The 13,916-nt window shown below is 39.2% G+C and carries 11 protein-coding genes and 1 pseudogene; 7 read left to right on the plus strand and 5 right to left on the minus strand.

Translation table 11 applies throughout. The annotated features are described in order from the left end of the window. Positions 1-132 precede the first annotated feature (132 nt). Positions 133-1,989 carry a bifunctional diguanylate cyclase/phosphohydrolase gene (locus JOC76_RS18875; RefSeq protein WP_239557818.1) on the plus strand — a complete coding sequence of 619 codons (1,857 nt, stop codon included), beginning with the start codon at positions 133-135 and terminating at the stop codon, positions 1,987-1,989. 605 nt (positions 1,990-2,594) lie between these two features. Beyond that, positions 2,595-2,657, plus strand: a pseudogene (locus JOC76_RS30900) (hypothetical protein); the annotation flags it as partial. A gap of 79 nt (positions 2,658-2,736) precedes the next feature. Here the strand turns inward: JOC76_RS30900 and JOC76_RS18885 are convergent. Continuing rightward, positions 2,737-4,638: a BglG family transcription antiterminator gene (locus tag JOC76_RS18885; RefSeq protein WP_205180184.1), complete on the minus strand. Its 1,902-nt coding sequence runs from the start codon at positions 4,636-4,638 to the stop codon at positions 2,737-2,739. Positions 4,639-4,799: 161 nt separating this feature from the next. Between JOC76_RS18885 and JOC76_RS18890 the strand changes: the two genes are divergently transcribed. From JOC76_RS18890 to JOC76_RS18910, 5 genes are all read left to right on the plus strand, one after another. Further along, on the plus strand, positions 4,800-5,108 hold the full coding sequence (locus JOC76_RS18890) for a PTS sugar transporter subunit IIB (RefSeq protein WP_205180185.1): 309 nt from the start codon (positions 4,800-4,802) through the stop codon (positions 5,106-5,108). Positions 5,109-5,136: 28 nt separating this feature from the next. Further along, positions 5,137-6,393, plus strand: coding sequence for a PTS sugar transporter subunit IIC (locus tag JOC76_RS18895; protein ID WP_205180187.1), 1,257 nt, complete (start codon positions 5,137-5,139; stop codon positions 6,391-6,393). A gap of 22 nt (positions 6,394-6,415) precedes the next feature. Then, the gene (locus tag JOC76_RS18900) at positions 6,416-6,799 is read left to right on the plus strand and encodes a PTS sugar transporter subunit IIA (protein WP_205180189.1); all 384 of its coding nucleotides are present in this window, start codon (positions 6,416-6,418) and stop codon (positions 6,797-6,799) included. Continuing rightward, positions 6,771-8,234 carry a glycoside hydrolase family 1 protein gene (locus JOC76_RS18905; protein ID WP_205180191.1) on the plus strand — a complete coding sequence of 488 codons (1,464 nt, stop codon included), beginning with the start codon at positions 6,771-6,773 and terminating at the stop codon, positions 8,232-8,234. The genes JOC76_RS18900 and JOC76_RS18905 overlap by 29 nt, the downstream gene beginning before the upstream one ends. A 251-nt stretch (positions 8,235-8,485) precedes the next feature. Continuing rightward, complete coding sequence (locus JOC76_RS18910) at positions 8,486-8,833, plus strand: hypothetical protein (RefSeq protein ID WP_205180193.1); 348 nt, start codon at positions 8,486-8,488, stop codon at positions 8,831-8,833. Between the two features lie 329 nt (positions 8,834-9,162). Here the strand turns inward: JOC76_RS18910 and JOC76_RS18915 are convergent, their stop codons facing one another. The 4 genes from JOC76_RS18915 to JOC76_RS18930 form a co-directional block, all read right to left on the minus strand. Continuing rightward, the gene (locus JOC76_RS18915; RefSeq protein ID WP_205180195.1) at positions 9,163-9,732 is read right to left on the minus strand and encodes a YesL family protein; all 570 of its coding nucleotides are present in this window, start codon (positions 9,730-9,732) and stop codon (positions 9,163-9,165) included. Between the two features lie 17 nt (positions 9,733-9,749). Next, positions 9,750-11,228 carry a glycoside hydrolase family 32 protein gene (locus JOC76_RS18920; RefSeq protein WP_205180197.1) on the minus strand — a complete coding sequence of 493 codons (1,479 nt, stop codon included), beginning with the start codon at positions 11,226-11,228 and terminating at the stop codon, positions 9,750-9,752. A 2-nt stretch (positions 11,229-11,230) separates the two neighbouring features. Then, the gene (locus tag JOC76_RS18925) at positions 11,231-12,211 is read right to left on the minus strand and encodes a carbohydrate kinase family protein (RefSeq protein WP_205180198.1); all 981 of its coding nucleotides are present in this window, start codon (positions 12,209-12,211) and stop codon (positions 11,231-11,233) included. Positions 12,212-12,298: 87 nt separating this feature from the next. Beyond that, positions 12,299-13,906, minus strand: coding sequence for an ABC transporter substrate-binding protein (locus JOC76_RS18930; RefSeq protein ID WP_205180201.1), 1,608 nt, complete (start codon positions 13,904-13,906; stop codon positions 12,299-12,301). Between the last annotated feature and the right edge of the window lie 10 nt (positions 13,907-13,916).

The following is a 13,916-nucleotide window of genomic DNA, read 5'->3' on the forward strand; positions in this document are numbered from 1 at the left end:
ATTAACTGGTATCATTTACAATGCAATCATTATTGGTTCTGTGATTATCGCTTTAACCTCAGGATTTAGACTAGTATAATTAAGTTCATACAAGGAGGAGTAAATTTCTTTACTTCTCCTATATTTTTATATATGAGAGAGATGAAAATGCAAATATTAAAGTTAACAACAAATAAATACCTATCACTAGTGACAATCATTGGTATTGTAAGTTTTATTACTTTTAATCATTTTTCCTTACATTCTAAATACGAGTGGCTAATTATTTTTGCCTTAGCAGGAGCTATCTTAATACTAAACCATTATCCAATTTTACTCCCTCCAAAGGGCAATTCCCTTTCTATGGATTCTTCTATCTTTCTAGCAAGTCTTTTTTTATTTGGGTTAGACTTAACCTTGGGTGTATTACTTATCAATTCGATACTGTTTGCTTTTACACAACGAAAAATTGTCTGGTGGAAACATGTTTTTAATTTTTCAATCTATTCTATAATGATTGTTTCTGCCTACTATACATTCATTTTTACAGGCGGCAAAATCGGTTTCGTTCAATTAAATAATTCTTTCCCCTATTTATTATCATTGAGTATCTACTTCGCTATCAATGTTTTACTGATTAGTGTTTATTTTATTATTGCAGCAGCTGAAAGCTTAGTGACCGTTTTTAAAGGTATTATCAAAGAAACAATCGCCACCTATATAAGTTCATTAATGCTATCATTAGTTCTTGTCATCTTAATGAATAAAGAAGAAATATTTGGGCTTACCCTGTTCACCTGTATTGCCTTTTTATTGTCATTAGCGTTTAAACAGCATTTTCACCTGTTTAAAGAGATTTCTGAAAAAGCCAATAAGGATTTCCTAACCGGTCTAAATAATCACGGGTACTTTAAGGAAATCTTGGAAAAAGAGGTCACTGCCGCTAAAGAAAACGATGAGCCACTGAGTATCGCCATTCTTGATATTGATGACTTTAAAAAATACAACGACCTGTATGGGCATATCCAAGGAGATCAGCTCCTCCAGGAATTCGGTGCCTTTTTAAAATCGGAAGCCGATAAGGCTAACTATATCGTGGCCCGCTATGGCGGTGAAGAATTCGCCATCGCCATGCCGAATACGAACCGGAAAGCCGCCTATTCATTCATGAATGAACTCCGGAAGAAGGCCAATGACACCTACTATAGTGGGGTCGAACGTCTTCCGTATGGCTGTTTCTCCTTTTCATGCGGTATAGCCGAATGTGAAAAAGAAACGTACAGTATTTCAGAACTTCTCAATAAAGCAGACCAGGCGATGTATGCAGGGAAAAATCAAGGAAAAAACCTGGTCCAAATCTATAATGCCAACTCACAATATACGGTCCAAAACTCTGTATGTCTTGAAAAAGAAACCGAAGAAGCGGAATATCAATTAAAGATCTTCCTTTCAAAAGATGTTTATACCTATCGCCACAGCAAACGCGTTTACCAATATGCAGTTAATTTTTCAAGGATGCTGCAATTAAGTGATCACGAACGCAAAACGTTGATTTTGGGTGCACTCGTCCATGATATTGGCAAAATTGAAATCCCACGGGAGATTTTAACGAAAAAGGGTAAGCTGGATGAACATGAATGGGAAATGATGAAAAAGCACGTCACCTATGGAAAAGAAATTGTTTCCACGAATAAGAAATTAGAAGATTTGATCCCATTAGTAGAGCTCCATCATGAACGCTATGATGGGAAGGGCTATCCATATGGTTTAGCCGGAAAATCCATTCCTAAATTAGCCCGCATCCTTTGTATAATGGACTCATTTGATGCGATGACCACCGAGCGTCCTTATCAAAAAACAAAAACCTTCCAAGAAGCGATCGTGGAACTGCGCGAATGCTCCGGCAAGCAGTTTGACCCTCAATTCATTGAGCCGTTTATTGCGATGATCAAAGAGTTGGAAGATTTGGGGGAAGAATTGGAGAAAGAGCTGGTTACGGTGAATAGTTGATTGAATGAAAATCCTCTTCCGTGGTGTGGGAAGAGGATTTTTGGTTTATTGGTTATATGATTCAAAATTGGCGTACGCACTAGACATAATTAATTTATTTGTGACCGTCGCTACCCTATATCCTCTTACCTCGGGCAATATAAACTTTTATTGTGACCGTCGCTGCCCTATATCCTCCACCTCGGGCAATATAAACTTTTATTGTGACCGTCGCTGCCCTATATCCTCTTACCTCGGGCAATATAAACTTTTATTGTGACCGTCGCTGCCCTATATCCTCCTACCTCGGGCAATATAAACTTTTATTGTGACCGTCGCTGCCCTATATCCTCCTACCTTAGGCAATATAAACTTTTATTGTGACCGTTGTTACCCTATTTCCTTCCCCATTGGGTAATATTAATCTTTTGACTGTCGCTGTCCTTTTTCTCTCGGTCCGGTAATACTAATGTAGTTTTTTGACCGTGTTGGTCCATTCCGAACTAAACATAGGCAATGGTTCCAAATCCCAACAGCGGCAGAACCAAATAGCGGAAACTTGCTGCAGTCGCGACTAGAATAAAAATGGCCAATATGGATTTTATGATAAGGCACATTTTTATAAGGGGTTTAAGAAGTATATGGAATTGACGCCGGAGCAGTATCGTCGTTCGATTGCCAATAATTAAGCTGCAAAATAAAAACCTGAAAGATCAATTTGTGATCATTCAGGTTTCTTTATACTATAGCTTAGTAAAGTCTAATATTTTAGTAACACTCAACAAGTAAATCAACAAAACTCTTATAATCTTCGGCATCCATAATACGAGAGACATTGCCATCTTCCGTAAAAATAGCAGCTAGTGCATCCACTACCTCATGGAATAATCTCCGATCGTCCTTACTTACAGCAAAAAGCAGAACAACATTTACCATAAGATCCCCCCACTCGATCCCCTTTTCATTGACCAATACAAACATACCGGTCTTTTTGGCATTCATTTTAATCGCGTGAGGAATCGCGATACGACCAAAAGCGGTTGAGGACATAGCCTCTCGTTCTACTACATTCGTAAAAAAGCTTGAATCGACAAATCCCTTTTGTTCCATGATTTCACATATCCTGATAAGCGTATCCTCTCTTGTCCCTGCCGAATCAACCATTTCAAATAGTTGCTCTCCCGAAATAGCGCCAAGATTTCTCTTAAAAGAATCCTTACGCCTCGTATCCTTTAGTTCATTGATTATATTCGCCACCTTGTTCTGATCGGCATTCGTAAATAAAGGATTAATTAAAACATATGGAATCTTTGGAACAGCATTAAGTTGGACAGCTGAAATGATTAAATCACAATTTACGGCGTTCAAATCGACTTCATTGGTTACGATATGCTGAATCAGAATATCTTCACCGAATTGTTTGACCAACTTATCCGTCAGCTGAACGTTGTAATTATAATAAAACGGAAAAAGAATCGAACATGTAATTTTGGAATGGGCCTGCTTTTGCATCTCTAATGCATAGCCCAAATGAAAGGCGATATAGGCAATTTCATCATCATTCATCGTGAAGCCCGTCTCTTCCTTAATCGTATAGGATACATGGACGGCACAGTCGTAAATGGATGGACAATTTAGTTTGATGGTTGAAGTCAACGGATTCTTACTGACAAAATGATTCTCCAAACGCATGATTAGATTTTTAATATGAAGGGTGAAGCGTACCAAGAAATCGGTATCCTCAATGACAATGTAATAATTGGTTCGCAAATCGTCTAGCATCTTCTTTACCAGGTTCAAACAACGGACTCCTGCTACATCTTGAAGATCTGATAATTGAAGGTGCATGAAGTTGACACTTGTCCCACTACTTGAAATGAGGAGTGCAAGGTCACGCACCTCCCCTTCCGAATACTTCACGCCAAAGCGAACTTCAAGTCTTTTGGCCATCTCATTAGCCATTTTGTATTCTTTTTCCTGACTAGCTTCCCTATCCATCTGTTGTGAAAAAACGAAGCCATTTTCCATTCGATCAATGGCGATGGCAATATGTACGATAATGTTTGTGAGCGAATAATCATTGGTAAAGTAGTGATAAGTTGAAAAAACCTCCGCAACCACATCACGAATAAAGTCGATATCATAGCCTTCAAAAGATGACTTTAACTTATCAATATCAAGAAAATGATCATTCGTCTCACTATAAAGAATGGAGCTCATTAATTTCCTTTTACTTTTTTCCTGTCCAACCATTTCAATAAAGTCGCCGGAGATTTTAAGTTCTAGATTATGGTCAGCTAAACGTTTTTTGACTTTACGTAAATCACCTTTTAATGTGACCTCACTGATATACAATTCATCACTTAAATCAAATATATTTAGTGGACCTTCTGCATTGACTAAACTCTTTAAGAGATACTCCGCCCGCTCTTTTGGTGATTGTGGAATCGCCTGAGTCATCATTTTTAAAAATGGATTTAATTTTTCCAGATCAACCTGATAACCCTTTTTGGATGAAGTAATCAGCCCTACTTCCATTGAGTTAAGTTCGGCAATATACGTTTTCACACTTCTTTTTGAAATTCCTAACAAGTTAGCGAGCTGGGCTGACGAAGTCCAGTCTTGTTGCGTACTTAGATGCCGAAGGATTTTTCTATATTTATGATTCATAAATCTAGCCTCATTTCATCGCAATAGGTGGGATTGCACTCTTCATATATCAATTTGCACCACCCTAGTGTAAAGAGTTATTGGATAGTTTCTATGATTCATTTTATAGTAGGATTGTAGAAAAGAAAACGCTATCAGTGAAATTGGAGGGGTTGAATTTTATGGAAAAATTAAATGTATTACTAGTATGTGGGTCTGGGGCAAGTTCTGGTTTTATGGCATCCAATATACGAAAGGCGGCCTCCAAACGGAATCTTGACATCAACATCAAAGCCCGCGGTGAAGCAGAAATCGAAAATTATATTGATGAAATCGATGCCTTAATGGTTGGGCCGCACTTAGCCTATATCTTAGACGAAATTGAGGAGTATATTGGCGATGCTAATGTAAAAGTTTTATTAATGAAACCATCCTACTATTCTACTCTTGATGGAGAGGCTGCGTTAGAAGATTTATTGAAGGAATTCTAATTATAAAGGATTCGAGGTGGATCAAAACATGCAAAAAATGATTACATGGCTGGAAAAAGATTTTTCACCTAAGATGATGAAAATTAACCATAATGTATGGGTCACAACGTTAAAAGATTCGATTATGCAAGTACTTCCCTTTATTCTATTAGGTTCTTTATTTTGTTTGCTTACGATTCCTGGAGATGTGTTCCATCTTAAACATTATCCTAATTTCTGGACATTATTCGGTTGGACAATGGGTGTACTATCACTATTGATTTCTTTCTTAATTCCATTCAATTTAATGGAAAAGAAACGCTTGCGTAAACAACGTTTTATCGCTGGAAGTACAGGTCTTATTACTTTCTTAATGATTATCACTCCACAAGTGATTGCTGACAAAGCGATCGGCTTCAGCCATGCATCATTAGGTGCAGGCGGTATGTTCGTGGCCATTGCTGCAGGTGTATTTACCGGTTACATCATGGGGCTGTTCGGTAAGTTTTCCTTCTTTAAAGAAGACTCCGTCATTCCTGATTTTGTACGAGCCTGGTTTGATTCCATGCTCCCGATAGGCGTTGTCATCGTGGCAACTTGGTTAGTAGTAGACATTGCTCATTTTGATCTCTATAACGTTATTCAAAATATCTTTAAGCCTCTAGCCCAAATTTTCGAATCACCATGGGGATTTGCTCTCATTATGTTTATTACCTGCTTTATCTATTCCATGGGTATTTCCACCTGGGTGCTTCAGCCAATCACCAAACCAGTTATTTTAGCTGCCATTACGGCAAATGCCACTGCCGGAGCCGCTAACCTAGTTACAGCAGAAACGATGTATTCAGCCTATTTATGGATTGGCGGTATCGGATGTACCCTGCCATTAGTATTGATGTTGACTTTCTCAAAAAGCGCCAAACTGAAAGCACTCGGCCGCGCTTCTTTAGTACCCGGAATCTTTAATATCAATGAGCCAGTCGTATTTGGAGCCATTGCCTGGAACCCCATTATGATGTTCCCGATGTGGATAAATGGATTAGTTCTGCCACTTATTATCTGGTTCGCTACAAAGGTGATTCACTTTGCACCCGTTCCAAAGATTGTCTTCGACCTTTGGTACGTTCCCTTCCCATTTTCAACGTGGATTACAACAGGTGCCATTAGCGGGCTGATCCTCATGCTAATCATCGCCGCTGTATCTACTGCGATTTGGTTTCCATTCTTTAAAGTATATGAAAAACAGGAATTAGCGAATGAAACAATAGAGCCCAAGAATTCCGCCTCTTTAAAAGAAGCAAAATAATCATTTTTGAGGAGATCTTATCATGCTTGATGACAAAACTGCCGAAAATGCCATGCAAATTATTCTCCATGCGGGAGATGCTCGCGTTCATTGTATGAATGCGTTAAAAGCGATTGAAAAAAGTGATTTTGAACTTGCCAAAGAGGAAATCAAACTGGCCAATAGTGAAATCGTCAAGGCGCATCATATTCAAACCAATACGATCTCTGGTGAAACACAAGGTGAACCAAGTGATTACTCCGTCCTTTTTGCTCATGCCCAAGATACCTTAATGACCATTTATAGTGAAATTAACATCGCCAAACGAATGATTAAGATTTTTGAAGTATACGATGCCAGATTGGCAAAATTGGAAAAGATGGAAAAGGGGAATGATCATGAAAAATGTACAAACAGGATTTCCTAAAGGCTTTTTATGGGGTGGCGCTATTGCAGCTAACCAAGCAGAAGGAGCCTATGATGTTGATGGAAAAGGGTTAAGTGTTGCGGATATTAACGAATATCGTGCGGATATTCCGATTGATAAAAAGTCAAATCTCGAAATAACGACACAATACATTGAAGAGGCTTTAAAAAGCAAGGATCGTGTTTTTCCAAAACGCTGGGGAATCGATTTCTACCATACTTATAAAGAAGATTTAAAATTATTAGCAGGAATGGGTCTTAAAACATTTCGTACATCTGTTGCCTGGACACGCATCTTCCCTAAAGGAGATGAATTAGAACCGAATGAAGCTGGTTTACAATTTTATGATGACTTATTTGATGAAATCATTAAAAACGGCATGGTGCCGATGATTACCATCTCCCATTATGAAATGCCTTTATATTTAACCACAGCATACAATGGCTGGCATTCTCGTGAACTGATCGAATTCTTTAATCGTTTCTGTAAAGTGTTGTTTGACCGTTACCATGAAAAAGTGAAGTACTGGATCATCGTTAACCAAATTAACCTTATTGTGCATGAATCCTTTAACCATTTAGGAATTGCCGAAGACAAAGTGGATCATCTCCTTGAGGCAAAATATCAAGGCGTTCATAATGAACTGGTTGCTTGCGGACATGCGACAAAATACGCTCATGACCACTACCCTGATTTGCAAATTGGCATGATGTTATGCGGCGGTCCAACGTATGCAGCGACTCCTAAGCCCGAAGACGTTCTGGCAACGGTTCGTCACAATCAAATGGAGTATTTCTTTTCAGATGTATTGCTGCGCGGGTACTATCCTGGTTACGCCTTCCGCTATTTTAACGATATCGGCATTAACATTGTATTTGGCGAAGGCGATGTAGAAGCGCTGAAAAACACCGCAGACTTTATGTCATTCTCCTATTACTATACGAAAATATGTGATGCAGAAAGTTATGCCAATGGGAATCAAGATCATCGCAATCCACAATTGGATGCAAACCCATGGGGCTGGTCAATCGACCCAGTTGGTTTAAGAACCTTTCTGAACCTTTTCTATGATCGTTATCAGTGTCCAATCTATATTACAGAAAACGGTGTTGGATACTATGACCAATTAGAAAATGGAGAAATACATGACCCTTACCGGATTGACTACTTACGGGCACACATCGAACAAATGAAAGAAGCTATCAAGGACGGTGTAGACCTTCGTGGTTATTATGCTTGGGGACCGATTGATATTGTCAGCTGCTCCTCATCGGAAATGTCTAAACGATACGGATTCATTTATGTCGATCAAGATGATTATGGCCATGGCAGTAAGAAACGTATATTGAAAGATAGTTATCATTGGTATAAAAAAGTCATTGAGACGAATGGAGAAGATTTAACCTTTACGAAAGAACTAAAGTCCACAACTTAATTCTTGATGAAAGAACCTCTATCACATTGGATAGAGGTTTTTGTAACTCAGAAAATAGTATTGCTTACATCAATAAAAATATAATCGGTATAATTTGTCATACATAAAATGATAATAAAATGATGATCATGTTGAACTACGACTGTCATGAACATAAATATTTCAATAAATTCCCACAAAAAACTTTTGGCGCCCCGGGGAAACTAATTACAGACCAAAAGGTTAAAATTTAGTTAAAAGGGGCTTTCACATTGAAGAAAAAAATATCACTACTATTTTTAGGTTCCATCTTATCTGGGATGATGTTAGGATTAACGGGTTGTAATACGAATAACAAAAACGATATAAATCCTCCATCACCAACCAATAACAGAATGGATAATGACTTGAATAATAATGGAATTAACGACAGATACGAGAACAATTTTAAAACAAGAGATGTAAGGGACAACAATGTCATTGACAGAAACTACTATCCGGAAAGTGAAGACAAAAACACTCAAACAGACAAGGATACTGGGAAGGACAACAATACTCCACGAGAAGAAATCATCGAGGATGATATCGACCGCCACGACAGAGATAATAAAGATGAATAAGAAAAGCGCAAGGCGCTTAGCTTTTGGCGACAAGCACAAGACGAGCCGGCCGAAAGGTTGTTCTTTAACCTTTTGGACGGATTGATCTAAATGTGGAGGCGACTGACCTGGGACTCTAGACTAAGACGCACCCTGCAAGAAGGCGCTTTTTGCCTTCTTCAGGGGGTGGGTAAAGTCTAGAGTCCCAAGGAGCCGCAACTGGATAAGCTTGTGACCTCGAGCCGATGGCGCCTAGAGCTGGACAATTCTCAAAGTCGTTTTTTATACTTTCCTATTAGTTAAGAAAAAGGGACGGCTGAAACGCGGCTGTCCCTTTTTTCACTTTTCCTTTATTTTAGGAATAACTTATGACAAATCGTATACGACACATAGACAGAAATGCTTCCAACTATAAAAATCAGTACCGGAAGTAAATAAATTAGATAAATTGAAATCAATAGAATCCCAATTAACAAAAGTGTGGATAAAGGATAGGAAATGGCCATAATAAGCGAATTTCGAATTATTTGTTTCCACTTCGTCTCAAATTGAGCCATTACAGGAAATAAATATACCGTTATCGATAGAAATAATAGAGTCAACAGCCCAAGAATACCCATCATTAGCAAATTCGAATGCACCAGCTGATAATTGACAAAAATCAAATAGGCTAAAAAAAACCATAAAGTTGAGATTCCTATGCTCTGAAAAAAGCATTCCCGGAACTGTAAGAAAAAGCTCCGAAAAACCCCGTCTGTTTCTTTGCCCATCACCCATTTTCGAATCACGCCATACATCGCGGCCGTTGCCGGAAAAATCGTCACCACTGGCAAGCAAAAAAGAAGCCAGATTAGATTCAATAAAAATAGGTCAACAATTCTCTCAATGCTCCTTAGCATACGACTATTCAGGATATTCATCGATGACTTCCCCTTTTTTATTTCCAGATAGTGTTTAAATGATAAATTTCTAATGAGACTAGTTTAACATCCCCGCCAATAGCAAACAATGCTACTCCCTCGCTTGTGCCGCTCGGGAAAATCAAGTCTGTCATGACCGTTTCTCCCCTATTTGCAAACACTTCTACCGAAGACCAATCCACGAATAAACGAAGGCTTATTCTATTTCTCTCTGGTTGTAACCTTGCCGTATGACGACAAGCGAACAACGGATGAAAGGATGATTCGCCGGAATGCTCGCGGTCGATAAAAAGTTCCTGTTTCGTTGCATCATAGCCAATCAGCGTTTTTTCTTCATTAGAGGTTCTCACTTCAAATCCGAATTCAGTGGCAGAATCTAGTTCAAACTCAGCCAAAATTTCGATTTCTTTGCCTGTACAAATTGATAATATATTTTCCGAATTCGTGTGAATGATCAAATCTTTCCATTCTCTTTTTTCTTTCCGGATATTTTCTATTTCCTTTACAGGGGTCTGTGCTAAGCGGATGCCTTCCCATGTGCTGATGAGTGACAACTCCCTCGGCAATGTCATGGCACTTCGCCATTCTTTTGTCGGCGTAATATTGGCGTATTTCCAATTACTCATCCAGCCGATAAATACCCTTCTTTCCTCCAATGTATCTGACCAGGTCACGCCTGCATAATTGTCGCGTCCATAGTCGACCCACAGAACGGTATCATCTGGGTTATCATTGACAAAGGTTTTCCCGTCAAATTCTCCAATAAAATACTGGGTTCGTGAACCTTCTGGGTGAGCATCGTCGTTGCCGATGCTGACAAGCATCACCCATTTTTTTATGTTCGTCTCACCAATTGGCAATTCAAACAAATCAGGACATTCCCATACACCCTCATGTGAGCCTGCTTCTCGTCCGAATGCACTGGCAAAATCCCAACTTTTAAGATCCTCTGAAAAATAAATTCTTACATGGTCTCCAACCGCCAAAATCATGATCCATTTATTCGACTCTTCATGCCAAAACACTTTTGGATCGCGAAAATCTGGACAACTTTCTTCGATTAAAACCGGGTTTCCCTCATAAATATTCCACGTTCTCCCTTTGTCCGAACTGTATGCAATGCTTTGCGTTTGCACGGGTCCATCGGCTGAGGTGAAAATCGCAACAAGGCCTTTTCCACCGTTAAAAAATCCGCTGGAATCCTTCCAATCAACTACCGCACTTCCAGAGAAAATCGCTCCATTTTCATCAGGATATAAAGCAATCGGCAAATGTTCCCAATGAATCAAATCCGTGCTTACCGCGTGTCCCCAATGCATGGGGCCCCATACGGTGCTATACGGATGATATTGATAAAACAAATGATATTCACCCTCATAATAAACCATCCCGTTAGGGTCGTTCATCCAATTGGATTCAGGTGTAAAATGAAACTGCGGCCGGTAGTTTTCTATGTATTTATCTGAGCTTAGCAAATTTGATTGATCCAATACCATATTTACACGTTCTCCTTTGTCGTTATCTTTGATGTAACGAGTGTAGTAATCTCATCGAGAGTGGGCATACTTAAAATCGCCCCTCTTTTGGTGGTGGCTAATGCACCTACAGCGTTAGCGAAAGAAGCTGTTTCTATTAATTCATCCTCTGATAAGCTATCGATCTTGCAGTTTTTCTCTAAGATTTGATAAAGAACTCCTCCAAAGAATCCGTCCCCTGCTCCCGTAGTATCAACTACATTCACTTCGTATCCTGGTACCATACCCATTCGTTCTCCACACCTAAAATAGCAGCCCTTTCCGCCTAAGGTGATAAATAGTAACGAAACCTGATACGTATCACATATCCATTTAGATCCTTTTTCTAAGTCACTATTCCCAGTAAGAAACACTAACTCTTCCTCGGAAATTTTTACGACATCGGACAATTGAAGTCCCTTGAACATCATTTCCTTCGCATGGTCTAAATTTCCCCATAACGACTCCCGTAAATTGGGATCAAAGGAGATAAGAACGCCATTTTCTTTCGCAAAAGAAGCCGCTGCCAGTGTCGTTTCACAAGAAGGATTATGCGTCAATGATAGAGAGCCAAAGTGGAAAATTCTTGAATCCTTAATGGAATCAAAGTTTACCTCTTCTACTTCTAATGTTGTATCCGCCCCAGGGTCCCGATAAAAGCTAAATGTTCGGTCACCTGTAGGATCTAAATGAACAAAAGCTAATGTTGTATTGGTTTGCTTGGAAGTAACGAGCCCTGCAGTATCCACATTTATTTGCTGCAAGGTATTTTTTAGAAAAACGCCAAACTGGTCGTTTCCAACCTTCCCTATAAATCTAGTTCTTTTTTGAAACTTAGATAAAACGGCTAATACATTGGCTGGAGCACCACCTGGATTCTGTTCAAACAGAATCCCTCCATTAGCTGAATATCCGGAAGGTGTAAAATCGATGAGAACCTCCCCAAGTGCTGTAACATCGTACATGCATACTCACCTGCTTTCATATTTTTAAAAAAGAGAAGGCAGAACAAAGGCGGCACCTTAATGTTCTGCCCTTAAAAATTTCAGGAATTATTTATTGTTCTTATTAAATTGATCGAGACCTTTTTGGTATAGTTTCATTAGTTCAGGAAGCCCCATTTGGTCTAATTGTTTGACATAGCTATTCCATTCCTTGTCAATTCCGCCATCTTGCAGCCAGTGAGCTTGCTTTTGATTGACAAACTGAGTAATATCGGTTTGCAGCTGATTGATTTTTTGCGTATCTTCTTCATTAAAGAAGACTTGTGGATAGTTTTCTTTTTCTTCATATGGGCGATAGTACTTATCTAAAATAGCCAAACGTTCTTTTGCACGCGGCTCCATATCAACCACTTTACCGAAGTCGTCTTTTAGTACAACGAACGGTCCTCCAGGAGCTACTTTTTGACGAAATTCACCCATTGCTACTCCTGCCGGAAGCTCCTTATTGACAAGCATTCCATTTGCATCTTCTTGATAAACTTCACCAATTGGACCCCAGTCTACCTGAGCAGATTCCTTTGGTGCATATAACTGGTCTACCCATCTAGCGGTAATTTCCGGATACTTATCGGCTTTCGTGATGACAAAAGCATCTCGACTGTATTCAGAGTAATTCGAACGACCTACAATTGGCGTTCCTCCTGGTCCTTTAAGTGGTGGCAGTACCTCATAGTCATCTTGACGATCGGTTCCGACTAATTCAGTATTTTCCCACCAAATAAAGGAACCCAATGTCTCGTCTTTGGTTTTACCTTTTGAGAATAACTTCGCTTGATCCTGTGTGGTTGCTTCAGGATCAATGATTCCTTCTTTCACCCACTTATGGTAATAAGCAATGGCCTCTTTATATTCCGGTTGAACCGCACTGAAGATGACTTTTCCATCACGGACAATACGGTGGTCATTATTATCTGGTACACCAAAGGCTGCAATCATATCACCAAAGTTTCCACACCAGCCATTAAATAGGTACGTTAAACCAATCTCATCCTTTTTACCGTTTCCGTTTGCGTCTTTATCTTGGAACGCTTTTAAGACATCATGGTATTCTTCAAGAGTAGTCGGCATTTTCAATCCTAATTTATCCAGCCACGTTTTGTTTATGTACATGGTGTTCGGAAGTCCAACAAGGTCCATTTCCTCTGCTCTTGGGAGTGAATAAATGTGCCCGTCAGGAGAAGTGATGACACTCTTTAGAGCAGGTCTTTCTTCTAGTCTCTTTTTCAAGTTAGGCATATACTTATCGATTAACTCATCAAGTGGAATGATCGTTCCATCTTTTGCATATTTCACGATATCTAAATCGGTAAATCCGGAATTATAAAACGCATCTGGTAGATCCCCGCTTGAAAGCAACAGATTTTTCTTCTCTTGGTAACCTTCACTTGGAATGTTATTCCACTTTACTTGAACATTCGTCTGTTTTTGAAGCTTCTTGAACAGAGTCATGTCCTTAAAATTTGGTGCTAAAGAAGATTTAGGTGAGACAAAATTCAATGTAACGGATTTGTTTACAATCGGTAAGCCCGTAGTATTCATCTTCACATTTGCCTTCTTTTCACTCGCATTGCTACCTGTACTACTTGAACAACCAGCCAGAAGAGTAGATAAACCAATCGATAAAACCAGTGAATTCCTTACCCAAGACTTTTTCATGTCGTGTTCT

The sequence above is a fragment of the Neobacillus cucumis genome (assembly GCF_016908975.1).
Classification (GTDB): Bacteria; Bacillota; Bacilli; order Bacillales; family Cytobacillaceae; genus Neobacillus; species Neobacillus cucumis.

Excerpts from the sequence above, each read along its gene's own strand:
- JOC76_RS18915 (WP_205180195.1), bottom strand. The coding sequence starts at position 9,732 with ATGAATATCCTGAATAGTCGTATGCTAAGGAGCATTGAGAGAATTGTT.
- JOC76_RS18925 (WP_205180198.1), bottom strand. The coding sequence starts at position 12,211 with ATGTACGATGTTACAGCACTTGGGGAGGTTCTCATCGATTTTACACCT.
- JOC76_RS18890 (WP_205180185.1), top strand. The coding sequence starts at position 4,800 with ATGGAAAAATTAAATGTATTACTAGTATGTGGGTCTGGGGCAAGTTCT.
- JOC76_RS18920 (WP_205180197.1), bottom strand. The coding sequence starts at position 11,228 with ATGGTATTGGATCAATCAAATTTGCTAAGCTCAGATAAATACATAGAA.
- JOC76_RS18875 (WP_239557818.1), top strand. The coding sequence starts at position 133 with ATGAGAGAGATGAAAATGCAAATATTAAAGTTAACAACAAATAAATAC.
- JOC76_RS18905 (WP_205180191.1), top strand. The coding sequence starts at position 6,771 with ATGAAAAATGTACAAACAGGATTTCCTAAAGGCTTTTTATGGGGTGGC.
- JOC76_RS18885 (WP_205180184.1), bottom strand. The coding sequence starts at position 4,638 with ATGAATCATAAATATAGAAAAATCCTTCGGCATCTAAGTACGCAACAA.
- JOC76_RS18895 (WP_205180187.1), top strand. The coding sequence starts at position 5,137 with ATGCAAAAAATGATTACATGGCTGGAAAAAGATTTTTCACCTAAGATG.
- JOC76_RS18900 (WP_205180189.1), top strand. The coding sequence starts at position 6,416 with ATGCTTGATGACAAAACTGCCGAAAATGCCATGCAAATTATTCTCCAT.
- JOC76_RS18930 (WP_205180201.1), bottom strand. The coding sequence starts at position 13,906 with ATGAAAAAGTCTTGGGTAAGGAATTCACTGGTTTTATCGATTGGTTTA.